General features: G+C 59.9%; 12 protein-coding genes. 2 read left to right on the top strand and 10 right to left on the bottom strand.

What is annotated here, in order from left to right; translation table 11 throughout:
- Positions 1-274 (top strand): hypothetical protein (locus EDD78_RS14100; RefSeq protein WP_207668668.1); only part of this gene is annotated, 274 nt, incomplete at its 5' end.
- Positions 275-663: 389 nt separating this feature from the next.
- On the opposite strand, the gene EDD78_RS09325 is transcribed toward EDD78_RS14100, so the two are convergent.
- From EDD78_RS09325 to EDD78_RS09285, 9 genes are all read right to left on the bottom strand, one after another.
- Entirely contained in the window at positions 664-1,491 is an 828-nt protein-coding gene (locus tag EDD78_RS09325; protein ID WP_079698508.1) for an energy-coupling factor transporter transmembrane component T family protein, read from the bottom strand.
- Positions 1,488-3,194 (bottom strand): ABC transporter ATP-binding protein, encoded by a 1,707-nt coding sequence (locus EDD78_RS09320; RefSeq protein ID WP_132084763.1) that lies wholly within the window; start codon positions 3,192-3,194, stop codon positions 1,488-1,490. Before EDD78_RS09320 ends, EDD78_RS09325 begins: the two co-directional genes overlap by 4 nt.
- 115 nt (positions 3,195-3,309) lie before the next feature.
- On the bottom strand, positions 3,310-3,861 hold the full coding sequence (locus EDD78_RS09315; protein WP_079698506.1) for an ECF-type riboflavin transporter substrate-binding protein: 552 nt from the start codon (positions 3,859-3,861) through the stop codon (positions 3,310-3,312).
- Positions 3,862-4,088: 227 nt separating this feature from the next.
- Entirely contained in the window at positions 4,089-4,946 is an 858-nt protein-coding gene (locus tag EDD78_RS09310) for an SAM hydrolase/SAM-dependent halogenase family protein (RefSeq protein WP_079698504.1), read from the bottom strand.
- Positions 4,947-5,190: 244 nt separating this feature from the next.
- Positions 5,191-6,708: a 2,3-bisphosphoglycerate-independent phosphoglycerate mutase gene (gene gpmI, locus EDD78_RS09305; RefSeq protein WP_079698503.1), complete on the bottom strand. Its 1,518-nt coding sequence runs from the start codon at positions 6,706-6,708 to the stop codon at positions 5,191-5,193.
- Positions 6,709-6,737: 29 nt separating this feature from the next.
- Positions 6,738-7,505 carry a triose-phosphate isomerase gene (tpiA, locus tag EDD78_RS09300; RefSeq protein WP_132084762.1) on the bottom strand — a complete coding sequence of 256 codons (768 nt, stop codon included), beginning with the start codon at positions 7,503-7,505 and terminating at the stop codon, positions 6,738-6,740.
- A 34-nt stretch (positions 7,506-7,539) separates the two neighbouring features.
- Positions 7,540-8,079, bottom strand: a complete 540-nt coding sequence (locus tag EDD78_RS09295; protein WP_132084761.1) for a hypothetical protein — start codon at positions 8,077-8,079, stop codon at positions 7,540-7,542.
- Positions 8,080-8,172: 93 nt separating this feature from the next.
- A complete protein-coding gene (locus EDD78_RS09290) occupies positions 8,173-9,363 on the bottom strand; it encodes a phosphoglycerate kinase (RefSeq protein WP_132084760.1) in 1,191 nt (396 codons plus the stop codon).
- Between the two features lie 192 nt (positions 9,364-9,555).
- Positions 9,556-10,056, bottom strand: coding sequence for a hypothetical protein (locus tag EDD78_RS09285; RefSeq protein ID WP_132084759.1), 501 nt, complete (start codon positions 10,054-10,056; stop codon positions 9,556-9,558).
- Positions 10,057-10,229: 173 nt separating this feature from the next.
- On the opposite strand from EDD78_RS09285, the gene EDD78_RS09280 reads away from it, so the two are divergent.
- Positions 10,230-10,541: a helix-turn-helix domain-containing protein gene (locus tag EDD78_RS09280; RefSeq protein WP_079698496.1), complete on the top strand. Its 312-nt coding sequence runs from the start codon at positions 10,230-10,232 to the stop codon at positions 10,539-10,541.
- 985 nt (positions 10,542-11,526) lie between these two features.
- On the opposite strand, the gene carB is transcribed toward EDD78_RS09280, so the two are convergent.
- Positions 11,527-14,721 carry a carbamoyl-phosphate synthase large subunit gene (gene carB / locus EDD78_RS09270; RefSeq protein ID WP_132084758.1) on the bottom strand — a complete coding sequence of 1,065 codons (3,195 nt, stop codon included), beginning with the start codon at positions 14,719-14,721 and terminating at the stop codon, positions 11,527-11,529.
- Position 14,722: the final 1 nt, after the last annotated feature.

Below are 14,722 nucleotides of genomic sequence, written 5' to 3'. Positions count from 1 at the left end.
ATGTCCCAAAAGTCCCACGCACTACTTTGAATTACTCATTAGAATTTCAAAGGTTCGCTTTTTCATGTTGTTCAATTTTCAAGGTCCTATAGCGTCGGGCATTGCCCGACGCATTCTAAGAACGCTTCACGTTCTTTTCCGCTTCAAGCAACTTCCTTCGCATTTTGAAAAGCCGTTCTCGGAGCTCTGCTCCTCCCGTCAAGCACTTCGTGCTTGCCAACACGCCTTTTCTTTGGTGTCGGGCCGCGCCCGACGCGTTTCCCAAGGGCTCTAACAAACCCCGCCTCCCGAGGGAGGTAAGTTTTATTATATCACCCTGCTGCCCTTCTTGTCAACCCTTTCCCCTCACCCTTTCGGGCTCAAGATCACGGCCTCCCGCCGGACAGCTTATTTATATTAGCACATCCTCTCCTTTTTTGTCAATAGATTTTCCGCATGGATTTGCAGTTTCCGCCTCAAAAATGCAACTTCGTCGTTTTACACGATTTTTACCTGCATTTCCCATGCAAATCTGCTTTCGAGGGACAGGATGATGCGGTGATAGTTTGCACAAAAAATGTTTGCTCTAATCAGCGGGAGGCCGCTTTTCTGAGAAAAGCGGCCTCCCGAGGAGCGGTAAATGACTTTTGCGCCCCATTCAATACCCCTTGCAGGGGTGGTCCTCTAGAGGAACGGGTTATAAAACCGGCTCCCATCATGGAAGGTGACGACAAGTGAGAGCACCATCACCACGCTCACAAAAGCAATGGCGATATAATCCCGGCGTACAAAGGGCCGCGCCGAGTACCAGGTGCGCCCCTTCCCCTTGCCGAAACCCCGCAGCTCCATGGCGTTCGAGATTACCTCGATCCTCGAGAGGCTCTGCATGATCAGCGGCAGCACGATGGCTGCGGCGTTTTTCACCCGCTTCCAGAACTTTTCCTTGCGGGAGATGTCGATCCCGCGCGCCTGCTGGGCGAGCGCAATGTTGTGGTAATCCCGCTGGATATCCGGGATGTACCGCAGGGCGATCGCCACCGCATAAGAGATCTTATAGCTCACCCCGATCCGGTTTAGGGATGCAGCGAACTCGCTGGGATTGGTGGTCACCACGAAGAGCAGCGCCATCGGGATGACGGCAAAGTATTTCATGCTGATGTTCAGCATGTAAAACAGCTGCTCCTGGGTCACGTTATATCTCCCCACGATGTGAAACAGCTCGTGCCGCGTGCCATAGATGCGCACCCCCTCCTCGGGTGAAAAGAGGAAGATGGCGAGGTTATTGAGCAGCAGGAAGATCAAAATGAAGGTCAGCACAAAGGAGATGTCCGACACCTTGATCTTGGAAACTGCAAAAATCACGAGGCTCATCGCGATCAGGCAGACAAGCACCCGGGTGTCGTAGGTGGTCATGGCCGCCACCGACCAGAGCATGACCCCCAACAGCTTGGTCGCGCCGGTCAGCTGATGGACCACCGACGGGCGGTCGATATAGCCGAGCAGTACCTTCATATCCCTCTCACCTGCCGATCGTAGTCAATAAAGCGCTGCACAAAGCCATTTGGCTCCACATCCAGCGAGCGCCGGCACAGCTCGTAAAGCGAGGTCTCCTTGAGGTTCGCCCGCTCGATGATCTCCCGGTTACACAGGATGTTCGCCGGGGTGTCGTCCGCGACGACCCGCCCGTCGCAAAAGACGATCGAGCGGTTGGTGTATTCCAGCATGAGGTGCATGTCGTGGGTGATCATGATGACGGTGACCCCCGCGCGGTTGAGCTCGCGCAAAAATTCCATGATCTCGGTGTAGTGCTTAAAATCCTGCCCGGCGGTCGGTTCATCGAGGAAGATCACCTTCGGGTCGAGCGCCAGAATGGTGGCGATGGTCACCCGCTTTTTCTGCCCGAAGCTGAGCGCCGAAATCGGCCACTTGCGGAAGGGATAAAGCCCGCAAATTTTGAGGGCATGCTCGACGCGCCGCTCGATTTCCTCTTGCGGCATGCCGCGCACCTGCAGCCCCAGCGCCAGTTCCTCGTAGATCATCGTCTTGGAGATCATCTGGTTGGGATTTTGCATCACCATCCCGATGATCCGCGCGCGCTCCTTGATGGTGTCGGCGGCGATGTCCCTCCCCTCGAAGAGGATGGTGCCGCTGGTATTCTTTTCAAACCCGCAGATCAGCTTGCTCATGGTGGATTTGCCCGCACCGTTCTTGCCCACGATGCTGAGCATTTCCCCCTCGTGCACCGTGAAGGAGACGTCGTGCAGAACCTCGCCACCGCTGGCGTAGGCGAAGCTGACGTTTTTCACCTCCAGCACCGGCGGGGTGTCGGGCGCGCTGACGTGCACCGGCACACTGCGGTACCACTCGCCCAGCCTCTCACGGCACCCCTCCAGCCGGATGGTATTGATACTCTCCGGCAGCATGTCCGGGGTGATCTCGCACCCGGCGTAGCGCAGCGCGGTCAGGTAGAGCGGCTCACGGATCCCGCACTCGCGCAGCTGCCCAGAGGCGAGCAGCTCGTTCGGGGTGGTGTCCGCGACAATGCGCCCGTCGTAGACCAGCACGATCCGGTCCACATGCCGCCAGAGCGCGTCCTCCAGCCGGTGCTCGATGATCAACACGGTGGAGCCTAGCTCCCTTTGGATGTCGTCGATCAGCTCGATGGCCTGCTTGCCGGTAGCCGGGTCGAGGTTGGCCAGCGGCTCGTCGAAGAGCAGGATCCTGACGTCGTCCACCATCACGCCCGCCAGAGATACCCGCTGCTTCTGCCCGCCGCTGAGCTCGTGGGGCGCTGCGTGCAGATGGCTCTCAATATCCACGAGCGCGGCGACCTTCTCCACCCGTTCCTTCATCACATCCTGGTCCACGCTGTCGTTTTCCAGCGCGAAGGCGATGTCCTCCCCGACGGTCAGGCCGATAAACTGCCCGTCCGGGTCCTGCAGCACGGTGCCCACCATCTTGGAGAGGGAAAAGATGCTCTCTTCGCTCGCCTCCTTCCCCATCACCTTGAGGCTGCCGGTATGGCTGCCTTCCCACGCGAAGGGGATCAGCCCGTTGATACAGTGCGCCAGGGTGCTCTTTCCCGAGCCGGACGGCCCGACGATCAGCACCTTCTCCCCCTCGTGGATGGTCAGGTCAATGTTATAAAGGGTGGGCTTCTTCTGGGCGTTGTATTGAAATGTGAAGTCCCGAAATTCAATGAGCGGTTGCTTCATCCTGTGTTACCAGCCTTTCCGGCCAGGCGAGCGCCCGGGGCCGTTCTCTAATCCTTCCACACATGGCGATGGAGGGGCTTTCCAGTCCCTCCATCCGCCGTAACGCTTTGTGCGCTTATTCCTTATCCAGGCTGCCCTTCTTGGTGCGGGTCTTGGCATAGGCGACCGCCAGGATGGTGCCGATCACACCGGTGGTGATCACGTTGGCGATGAAGGCGACGATGCCCTGGGTGAAGACCTTGCTGGCCACCTCGGCATAGATCACCACGTCCAGCGCCGGGGCGACCAGGATCCAGGCGACGGCGTGCGCAATGACCTGCGCCACGTTGAAGGTGATGATCTCCTTCTTGCCGAACTCGCCGTTAGAAACGTCGATCTTCTTCATAAACAGGCCCATCAGCAGGCCGGCCACGCCGGAGGCGAAGATCCAGCTCATCCAGGGCGAGCCGTAGGCGGTCAGGTCGATCAGCAGGTGGCCGATGAAGGCGATGAGCGCCCCGGCAAGCGGGCCGAAGAGCATGGCCATCACCGCCAGGAAGGCGTACTGGGTGTTGATGGTGGTGTTCGGAATCGGGGTCGGAATCGCCGCGAAACGGCCCAGGACCACGAACACCGCCGCGCCGATGCCGATGGCGACGACCGTCTTGATGGAAAATTTCTTGTTCATGTTGTTTCCCTCCCAAACTGTTAAAAGCGTTATGTCAAACGGGGATGTCCCGTCTTCCACCTCTGTGGTTATTCGTATATGATCTTCGTGCGCTCAAAGCGCCGAACCGCACAATCAATCATTATTCGTAAATGATTTTCGTGCGCTCAAAGCGCCGAACCGCACAATCAGTTATTATTCGTAAATAATTTTCGTGCGCTCAAAGCGCCGAACCGCACAATCAGTTATTATTCGTAAATAATTTTCGGCGCTTTACGAATCTGGATCTTCCAGGAGTTCCCGGTCCCGATGTTGTAGGCCTTGGCAAACGACCCCTGGTTGATGGCCACCGCGATATTGTCCAGGCTGTTGACGTAAACCAGCGGCTCGCCGACGTAGACGTCCGCGAAGGACTTGGCGTAAACCAGGATATTCTTATAGATATGCCGCGTGTCGTTGGTGATGGTCACCTCGACCCGGCTGCCGTGCCCGAGCCCCAGCGCAAGGAACATCTCGCGCGGGATGTTGGTCCACAGGCTGCCGAAGCGCACGTCCAACACGTCGATGGTGCCGGCGACCAGGTCGCCCTCCCGCCTGGCCTCGACGACCGGCAGCTCGACCACACTGTCGACGGGCACCTCGGGCCCGACCTGCTCAAAGGTGATCACCCCGGAAGCCAGCCGCGCGCCGGTATAGGCGTAGATATCCCGCCCGTGGAAGGTATAGCTCTCGCCGGAATTCGGCAGGCGGTTGACGCTCTCGTCGATCACCCGCGCGGCGACGACCCCGCACATGCGCTTGACATGGGTCAGGGTGCCGTTGTCCGGGGAGACCACATACTGCCCGCTGCTGGTCTCGACCACGATCGAGCGCCGCGTCGAGCCCACGCCGGGGTCCACCACCGAGACGAAGACCGTCCCGGCGGGCCAGTACTGCACCGTCTGGATCAGGCGGTAGCTGGCCTCCCAGATGTCATAGGGGGTAATTTCATGGGTGAGGTTGCTTATCTTGAGATCCTCGCTCACCGAATAGGCGACGCCGTACATGGCGCTGACCGCCCCGTCCGCGAGGCCGAAATCGGTTTGAAACAACAGGGGATGTCCCATGTTATGCTCTCCTTTCCCAAAAGCCGACGGCTTTATGTCTCAAGTTTCGCTTGAGACTATAGGTTTATTATAGTCTTTTCGGATCAGGCTTGTCAACCGAAGCGGACCAACCAGTCCGTCTATCTTTATTATATCAAACCCCCGCGCCATATCCAAGCATTCCACCTGAGTTTTCTGCCAATTTCGATCCTGAAAAGAAAAAACCCGCAGAAGCTCTGCGGGTTTTGTGCTTGTTAAAGCCCTGTCAATCCAGGATGATCGACTTGCCGTCCATCTCGGCCGGCTGCGGCAGTCCGAGGATTTTCAGCATGGTGGGCGCGAGGTCGGCAAGCCTTCCCCCCTCGCGCAGCTTACACGGGTACCCCGCCACCACCAGCGGAACCTGGTTGGTGGTGTGCGCGGTGAAGGGGGAGCCGTCTGGCTCGTACATCTTGTCGGCGTTGCCGTGGTCGGCCGTGATCAGCGCGGCGCCGCCCTTTGCGAGGATGGCGTCCACCACCTTGCCCAGGCACTCGTCCACCGCCTCGACCGCCTTCTCGGCCGCCTCGAACACGCCGGTATGCCCGACCATGTCGCAGTTGGCGAAGTTGAGAACGATGACGTCGTACTTGTCGCTGGCAATCCGGCGAAGCAGCTCGTCGGTCACCTCATAGGCGCTCATCTCGGGCTTGAGGTCGTAGGTGGCCACCTTCGGGGAGGCGATCAGCGCGCGGTCCTCGCCGGGATAGGTCGCCTCGACGCCGCCGTTGAAGAAGAAGGTGACGTGGGCGTACTTCTCGGTCTCGGCGATGCGCAGCTGATGGAGGCCCTTCTGGGAGATGTATTCGCCGAAGGTGTTCTTGAGCGACTGGGGCTTAAAGGCGACGTGCACGTTCGGCATGGTCGCGTCGTACTGGGTCATGCAGACGAAATAGAGGTCCAGCGCGCCGTCACGCCGCGCAAAGCCGTCGAAGTCCGGATCGACGAAGGTGCGGGTGATCTCGCGCGCACGGTCGGGGCGGAAATTAAAGAACACCACCGAGTCGCCGTTTTTGATCGGCTCCATCCCCTCCACCACGAAGGGGATCACGAACTCGTCGGTCACGCCCTCTTCATAGGACTTCTTGACCGCCTCATACGGGCAGGCGGCATGGCCGCCCTGACCCAGCACCATCGCATCATAGGCCTTCTGCACCCGCTCCCAGCGGTTGTCGCGGTCCATGGCGTAGTAGCGGCCCATCACGCTGGCGATCCTGCCGACGCCGAGCTCCTCCATCTTGTCGTGGAGCTCCTTGACATAGTCTGCGCCCGAGGAGGGGGGAACGTCCCGCCCGTCGAGGAAACAGTGCACATAGACCTTATCGAGGCCTTTTTTCTTGGCCATCTCGAGCAGCCCGTAGAGGTGCTTGTTGTGGCTGTGCACCCCGCCGTCCGAGAGCAGGCCCATCAGGTGCAAAGCGCCCCCGTTCTGCTTGCAGTTGTCCATCGCGCCGCAGAGCGCCTCGTTCTCGAAGAAGGTCCCCTCGCTGATCGCCTTGGTGATCCTGGTCAGCTCCTGGTAGACGATCCGCCCGGCGCCGATGTTGGTATGCCCGACCTCGGAGTTGCCCATCTGCCCGTCGGGAAGGCCCACGTCCATCCCGGACGCGCCGATCAGGGTGTGCGGGCAGGAGGCCATCAGCTTGTCCATGGTGGGGGTATTGGCCGCGGCAATCGCGTTGCCGTAGCTGTCGGGATTATAGCCGTACCCATCCATGATGATGAGTGCAACAGGTTTTTTCATAGTATGAACCTTGCCTTTCTCAGCGAATTTTACTTGGAGGCCGCCTTGACGATCGCCGCGAAATCGGGCGCCTTTAAGGAGGCGCCGCCGATCAGCCCGCCGTCGACATTCTTCTTCGAGAGCAGCTCGTCGGCGTTGGCCGCGTTCATCGAGCCGCCGTACTGGATGGTGAGCGCATCGGCCGCCTTCTTATTATAAAGTTTCTCCACCACCGAGCGGATAAATGCGCAGACCTCCTCGGCCTGGTCGGCGGTCGCGGTTTTGCCGGTGCCGATCGCCCAGACCGGCTCATAGGCGATGATGATCCTTTCGAGCTCGGCCTCGCTCACCCCCTGGAGCGCCACCTTGGTCTGCATGGCACAGATCTCCTCGGTGATCCCCTGCTCGCGCTGCTCGAGCAGCTCGCCCACGCAGAGGATGACCCGAAGGCCCGCATCCAGCGCGGCGCGCACCCGCTGATTGACGGTCACGTCGGTCTCGCCGAAGTACTGGCGGCGCTCGCTGTGGCCGATGATGACGTACTCCACACCCATCTCGGCGAGCATGTCGGCCGAGATCTCGCCGGTGAAGGCGCCCGACTTGGCCCAGTGGCAGTTTTCCGCCCCCACGCCGACATTCGAGCCCTTGCAGAGCTCGAGCGCGGTCTCCAGATTGGTGTAGGGCACGCAGACGATCACGCCGCAGTCGGCGTCCTTGACCAGGGGCTTGATTTCCTCGATGAGGGCTTTCGCCTCGGCGCGGTTCTTGTTCATTTTCCAGTTTCCGGCGATGACCGCCTTGCGAAGGGACTTCTCCATAACGTTTTAACTCCTTTGTCTTCTTATCTTATATTTAATATTTCGGCTGCTTGGGGATACACACGCCCGCCACCCCGACCGGCACATTGCTGCGGATCAGGAACTTGGCGATCCCATCCAGGCGCAGCACCGACAGGATGGTGTAGAGCGCCGCCATCGACGGCTCAAAATCGGTATAGAGCCAGTAGTCGGCCAGCACGCTTGCCACCAGCCAGCAAAGCCCCACCAGCGAATAGGCGAGCCTGAAAATCCAGCCCACCAAAAAGATGTGCCAGAAGATCGGGCGCAGCACGAAGCCCGCCACCGCGATGACCCCCACCGCGATGGTAAGGCTGCATAAAAACTCGGTCTTGCCCTGCGCCTTGCGCGCGCGGTCCCCCATCCTGGCGCACTGGTACTCGTGCAGGAAGGGGACCCAGGCAAACCACGCGCGGCCCAGCCCGGTGTTCTTCGACATCCGGTACAGCCCCAGCGCGCGTAGCACATAGAGCGCGACCCCGGCCAACGAGGCCAGCGCGCCCAGCAGCTCCCAAGTGACGTGGTAGTCGTAATAAAAGGGGTAAAAAAAGTGCATCGTTTCCTCCCGCTCCTCACCAGCCCAACGGGCGGGAGAAGGCTATATTGCGAAAGACGTGGCGTTTCCCCCACGTCTTTCGCTTTCAAATCATTACTTATCGTTCAGGCAGGCGATTCCGGGGAGCTCTTTGCCCTCGAGGAACTCGAGGGACGCGCCGCCGCCGGTCGAGATGTGGGACATCTTGTCCGCGAAGCCCAGCTTGGTCACCGCCGCGACCGAGTCGCCGCCGCCGATGATCGAGATGGCGCCGCTGTCCGCGACCGCCTTGGCGATCTCCAGGGTACCCTCGGCAAAGGGCTTAAACTCGAACACGCCCATCGGCCCGTTCCAGATCACGGTGCCGGCGCCCTTGATCGCCTCGCAGAAGAGGGCGATCGACTTCGGGCCGATGTCCATCCCCATCCAGCCGTCCGGGATGTCGTCGGACTCGACCAGCTTGCGCTCGCAGTCCTCCTTGAACTCGTTGCCGACCATGTTGTCCACCGGCAGCAGGAACTTGACGCCCTTCTCTTCGGCCTTCTTCATCATCTCGCGGGCCAGCTCCACCTTGTCGTCCTCACAGATCGAGGTGCCGATGGTGTGCCCCTGCGCCTTGAAGAAGGTGTAGGCCATGCCGCCGCCGACAATCAGGGTGTCTACCTTATTAATAAGGTTCTCGATCACGCCGATCTTGTCGGACACCTTCGCGCCGCCCAGGATGGCGACCAGCGGGCGCTTCGGGTCCTCGAGCGCGCCGCCCATGAAGTTGATCTCCTTCTGGATCAGATAGCCGCAGGCGGCGGGCAGGTAATCGGCCACGCCGGCGGTGGAGGCGTGGGCGCGGTGCGCCGCGCCGAACGCGTCGTTGACATAGAGTTCGGCCAGGGAGGCGAGCTCCTTGGCGAACGCCGGGTCGTTCTTCTTCTCTTCCTTATGATACCGCACGTTCTCCAGCAGCATCACGTCGCCGTCCTTTAAAGCCGCGGCCTTCGCCTTGGCGTCCTCGCCGATGACGTCCTTCGACATGGCGACCTCCTTGCCCAGCAGCTCGCTGAGCCTCTTGGCGACCGGGGCCAGGGAAAACTCGGGCTCGAAGCCCTCCTTCGGGCGGCCGAGGTGGGAGCACAGGATCACCCGGGCCCCCTTGTCGATCAGATATTTGATGGTCGGCAGGGCGGCCACAATGCGCTTGTCGTTGGTGATCACGCCGTCCTTGAGCGGGACGTTGAAATCACAGCGCACCAGTACGCGCTTGCCCGATACCGGCAGGTCTTCCACGGATTTTTTGTTCAATGAAGTCATTTTCAAAACACCCTTTCTTTTCTATTGAAACGCCACTTGTTAAACATACTACAATCAAACCTATTGTAAAACAATCGGCTGTATTTTGCAAGGGGAAACCGGGATGGTCACAAACTTTTTACACATTTTTCCCACCCGCCGAAACGGAGAAAAAAAGAAAGCCCCTCCCCCGGAGAAGCCCTTCAAAATCCCCTATTCCTTTGCCGGCCTTGTCGCCGGCCGCCCGGCCTGGTAGCCGAGCTTGTAAAACGCCTCGATCTCCCGGTGTACCGTCCCGTTGAGCTCCCGGTACATTTCGGTGAACTCCCGCAGCTCGCCGCTCTCCCAGCCCAGCCCGTGGCGCAGCCGCTCGTAGCTCTCCTGGAGCTGCTCGTAAAGATAGATTGCCTGTGGGCGCAGATGCTCATAGCGCAGATAGTGCAGGAAGCCCTCCTTCTGCGGAAGCTGCGACCAGGCGCACAGCCGCCCATAGCGGAAGGCGCGCCCGGGGTCGTATAGCTGCTGCTCCTGTTCGAGCAGCCCCATATAGCGGGTCATCTCGCTCGGGTCGCTCTGCAAGCGCGCGGCAAGGCGCGACTGCAAATAAGCCAGCTCCAGCGGAAGTTTGGTCTGGCGCATGGACGCCGCCTGCTCTTCCAGCAGATGTTCCTGTAGGGTGGCGACCACCCCGTAATCATGTTCGTTCAGCCGCACCGTTCTCATCTCCCTCGAAATTTTTACCCCTGTATAGGGTACCCCTTTTTAAGGTAGATGTCAATATGGATAGCCTTGTGCTATGCTGAAACCACTTTTATTAAAGAAAGGGGGCTCAGGTCAGGTTCGGACGATATTCGACATTTGGGACAACAAAAAAGGAGGAAAACAACATGAGAAGGATGTATCAAGGGCAAGACCACGGAAGAATCTTAGTGAGGATCGACGAGAAAATGGCGGAGCTAAACGTCAGCAAAAGCACATTGTGCAGGTATACCGACAGCAAATACGATGTGATCAATCGTTACTGGCACGGTGCCACGCTGCGCAGGGCCGATCTTGATATTCTCGCAAGGATTTGTTATGTCCTGGAATGCCCGCTGCACGAGCTGATGTACTACGCCGAGCCCGAGCAGGAAGACGAGCAGCCCGACGAGAAAGACGAGCAGCCGGAAGAGGCAGCCGCCCCTTCGGCGCAGGAGTAACGGCGCCGGGGGCAACCGGCAACACTCCATAGGATGAAGAAAAGGAAGAGGGGCGGGACAAGGGTCCCGCCCCTCTTTCTCCCCCTTTCGGGGAAGGCGGGGGTAAGCCCCATATTTGAGGTGTGGCGTTGCCACAAGTATATTATACTGCTTTTCTAATAGAAAAGCAATTGTTTTCAAATATATAATTATTAGTCTTTCTAATGTACAATAATACTTAGAAAGGGGGTATCCGTGTGCCATTCAAGCTAAAAAGTGGAGACGATTCAGAAACAAAGTCTGTTTACATGCCAAAAACTTTGATTAACAAGCTAGATGAGCTGGCTGGCAAACGGAAACTCAGTTTCAGTCAAGTCGTTGTACAGTGTTGCGAATTCGCATTAGAAAGTATGGAAGAAGAAATTGTAGACAACTAATTTGGCGGCCGGAGGCCGCCCTTACCCCCTTCGCGGGAAAAGGCCCCCGAAGGGGGTGCAATCGTTGTTGCCATCAGTCGCCTGCGCGGGCAAAAAGCCCCGCTCCGGGTTTCCGGAGCGGGGCTTCGCATTTCGCGGCGGGCTAGACATGTATAGTCCGCGCGTGGTCGCGCGAGGGGTGGTCAAGGAGGGGCGTCCCCTCCTTTGTTTGCTTTCTTTCCCCCTTTCTTTTCAAATAAAAGAAAGGGGTCGGGGTGCGGGGCGGACAGCCCCGAAGCAACACCCCCGGGGTGCCGGGGCAAGGATGCATTGATCCTGAATAACCCGTCATCAGTCCGCGACTGGCGGACAGCTTGGAGCTTCCGCGTTGGGAGAAGATGGCGGCAAAACCGCCATGGGGAAACCCCTTGATAGGGTTTCCCCACGCAAAAACCTCCCACTGGGAGCTTTTTGCTCCCCTTCCTGATCCGAGGAAGGATTCCGTCAAGGCGAGTGCCAGCAAACCCGGCTAAGGTCGCGGACGCAGTCCGCACCTGCCAAAGGGGCGCCGCCCCCTTGGAACCCTTTTCTTAAATCGAGCAGATGTCAACCAGCTCGATGTCGCCCAGAGAATGGCGCTTCTTGAGCGAGTTGGCCATCGCGTTGGCCGTATCCAGCGAGGTGAAGCACGCAACCGAACGCTCCACCGCCTTGCGGCGCATCTGCACCGAGTGGCGCGCGGGCTTGCGCCCCTTCGCCGAGGTCGAAATCACATAGTCGATCTTCCCTTCGTCGAACAGGGTCATGATGTTCGGCTCGCCTTCCTCGATCTTGCGCACCACCGAGGCGGCCACCATGTGCCGGTTGAGTTCGTGCGCCGTGCCCTCGGTCGCGTAGATGTCAAAGCCCATGCCGTCAAACTTGGCGGCGATCGGGATGACCTCCTGCTTGTCCGTGTCCCGCACCGTGATCAGTACCCCGCCGGTGCGCTTCATGTTGTACCCCGCGGCGGCAAGCCCCTTGTAGAGCGCCTCCTCCAGCGAGTGGGCGATCCCCAGCACCTCGCCGGTGGACTTCATCTCGGGGCCCAGGTGGGTGTCCAGGTCGTGCAGCTTCTCAAAGCTGAAGACCGGCACCTTGACCGCGACGTATTCGGCCTCCTTGTAAAGCCCCTTGCCGTAGCCCTGCTCCAGCAGGGATTGCCCCAGCATGATCCGGGTGGCGATGTCCACCATCGGCACACCGGTCACCTTGCTGATATAGGGCACGGTGCGGCTCGAGCGGGGGTTGACCTCGATGACGTAGACCTCGTCCTGGTAGACGACGTACTGCACGTTGACCAGGCCCCGAACGTTCAGCGCGAGCGCCAGCTTCCCGGTGTAGTCGATGATGGTCTGCCGGGTTTTTTCGCTGAGGTTCTGCGCCGGGTAGACCGAGATCGAGTCGCCCGAGTGCACGCCCGCGCGCTCAATGTGCTCCATGATCCCGGGGATCAGGAAATCCTTGCCGTCGCAGATGGCGTCCACCTCGACCTCGGTGCCCATCAGGTATTTGTCGATCAGCACCGGGTTTTCCAGCGAGTTGTGCGCGGTGATGACCGCCATGTACTCGACGATGTCCTTGTCGTTGTGGGCGATGATCATGTTCTGTCCGCCCAGCACGTACGACGGGCGCATGAGCACCGGGTATCCGAGGTCCTGCGCGGCGGTCAGCGCCTCCCCTTCGGTGAAGACGGTGTGCCCGGCGGGGCGGGGGATGCCGCAGGCGGCGAGCAGCTCGTCGAACCGCTCGCGGTCCTCGGCGGCGTCAATGCTGTCGTATCCGGTGCCGATGATGTTGACGCCCTTCTGGTCCAGGTACTTGGCCAGCTTGATGGCGGTCTGCCCGCCGAACTGGACCACCACGCCGTCCGGGCGCTCGACCTCGAGGATCGCGTCCACGTCCTCGGGGGTCAGCGGGTCGAAGTAGAGCCGGTCGGCGGTATCGAAGTCGGTCGAGACGGTCTCGGGGTTGTTGTTGATGATGACCGCCTCGCACCCCTGCTCCTTGAGCGCCCAGACGCAGTGCACCGAGCAGTAGTCGAACTCGATCCCCTGCCCGATCCGGATCGGGCCCGAGCCGAAGACCAGGATTTTCTTTTTCCCGGTTTTGTGGTTTTCGATGAACTCGGCCGCCTCGTTCTGCTCATCGAAGGTGGAGTAGAAGTAAGGGGTCTGGGCCTTGAATTCGGCCGCGCAGGTGTCCACCATCTTGTAGACGGCGCGGCGCGGATGCGCGACCTTCTGCGAGCTTAAGCGCTCGATGGTGCTGTCGAGGAAGCCCAGGCGCTTGGCGTCGAGGTAGAGCGCGTCGGTGAGCGGCTCGCTTTGCAGCGCCTTTTCCATGTCGCTGAGGTTTTTGAGCTTTCCTAAGAAGAGGCGGTCGATCTTGGTGATGTCGAAGATGGTGTCGAAGCTGATCCCGCGTCCCAGCGCCTCATAGACCACGAAAATCCGCTCATCGTCGCACTCGTGCAGCTGCTGCACGATCTCGTCGTCGCTCTTTTCCCGGAGCTTCTTCAGCTTCAGGGTGTCCATCCCCAGCTCGATCGAGCGCACCGCCTTCATGATGGCCTGCTCGAAGCTGGAGCCTATACTCATCACCTCGCCGGTGGCCTTCATCTGGGTGCCCAGGCGGCGCTTGGCGTAGACGAACTTGTCGAACGGCCACTTCGGGAACTTGAGCACCACGTAGTCGATCGCCGGCTCGAAGCAGGCGTAGGTGGTGCCGGTCACGGCGTTGACGATCTCGTCGAGGGTGTAGCCGATGGCGATCTTGGCCGCGACCTTGGCGATCGGGTAGCCGGTCGCCTTGGAGGCCAGGGCCGACGAGCGCGAGACGCGGGGATTGACCTCGATGACCGCGTATTCCATCGAATCGGGGTGCAGCGCGAACTGGCAGTTGCACCCGCCCTCCACATCGAGCTCCTCCACGATCTCCAGCGCCGCGGTGCGCAGCATGCCAAATTCCCTGGGCGAGAGCGAGAGGGCCGGGGCGACCACGATGCTGTCGCCGGTGTGCACCCCGACCGGGTCGATGTTCTCCATCGAGCAGACGGTGATCGCGTTGCCCTTGCGGTCGCGGATGACCTCGAACTCGATCTCCTTCCAGCCCGAGATGCACTTTTCCACCAGCACCTGGGTGATCGGCGAGAGGCGCAGGCCGTTTAGGGCGATTTCGTGCAGCTCGTCTACATTTTCGGCGATCCCGCCGCCGCTGCCGCCCATGGTGAACGCCGGACGGATGATCACCGGGTAGCCGATCTCTTCGGCGAAGGCGAGCGCATCCTCCACGGTGTTGACCACCTTGGAGGGGATGCACGGCTGGCCGATCTTCTCCATGGTGTCCTTGAAGATCTGCCGGTCCTCCGCCTTGTCGATGGTTTCGGGCTTGGAGCCGAGCAGCTTCATCCCGTGCTTGGCGAGGAAGCCTTCCTTGGCCAGCTGCATCGAGAGGGTCAGCCCGGTCTGCCCGCCGAGGTTTGAGAGCACGCTGTCCGGTTTCTCGATCTCGATGATCCGTTTGATCACCTCGAGGTTGAGCGGCTCGATGTAGATTTTGTCCGCCATCGCCTTGTCGGTCATGATGGTGGCAGGGTTGGAGTTGCAGAGCACCACCTGCAGCCCTTCGCTTTTCAGCGCCCGGCAGGCCTGGGTGCCCGCATAGTCGAATTCGGCCGCCTGGCCGATCACGATCGGCCCCGAGCCGATCACCAGCACTTTTTTGATATCGTCCCTGAGCGGCATA

This window comes from Harryflintia acetispora (assembly GCA_004340125.1).
Taxonomy (GTDB): domain Bacteria; phylum Bacillota; class Clostridia; order Oscillospirales; family Ruminococcaceae; genus Harryflintia; species Harryflintia acetispora.
This window is presented reverse-complemented; position numbering and strand designations above follow the sequence as displayed.

Excerpts from the sequence above, each read along its gene's own strand:
- EDD78_RS09315 (WP_079698506.1), bottom strand. The coding sequence starts at position 3,861 with ATGAACAAGAAATTTTCCATCAAGACGGTCGTCGCCATCGGCATCGGC.
- EDD78_RS09325 (WP_079698508.1), bottom strand. The coding sequence starts at position 1,491 with ATGAAGGTACTGCTCGGCTATATCGACCGCCCGTCGGTGGTCCATCAG.
- EDD78_RS09320 (WP_132084763.1), bottom strand. The coding sequence starts at position 3,194 with ATGAAGCAACCGCTCATTGAATTTCGGGACTTCACATTTCAATACAAC.
- EDD78_RS09280 (WP_079698496.1), top strand. The coding sequence starts at position 10,230 with ATGAGAAGGATGTATCAAGGGCAAGACCACGGAAGAATCTTAGTGAGG.
- EDD78_RS09310 (WP_079698504.1), bottom strand. The coding sequence starts at position 4,946 with ATGGGACATCCCCTGTTGTTTCAAACCGATTTCGGCCTCGCGGACGGG.
- gpmI (WP_079698503.1), bottom strand. The coding sequence starts at position 6,708 with ATGAAAAAACCTGTTGCACTCATCATCATGGATGGGTACGGCTATAAT.
- EDD78_RS09290 (WP_132084760.1), bottom strand. The coding sequence starts at position 9,363 with ATGACTTCATTGAACAAAAAATCCGTGGAAGACCTGCCGGTATCGGGC.
- tpiA (WP_132084762.1), bottom strand. The coding sequence starts at position 7,505 with ATGGAGAAGTCCCTTCGCAAGGCGGTCATCGCCGGAAACTGGAAAATG.
- carB (WP_132084758.1), bottom strand. The coding sequence starts at position 14,721 with ATGCCGCTCAGGGACGATATCAAAAAAGTGCTGGTGATCGGCTCGGGG.
- EDD78_RS09295 (WP_132084761.1), bottom strand. The coding sequence starts at position 8,079 with ATGCACTTTTTTTACCCCTTTTATTACGACTACCACGTCACTTGGGAG.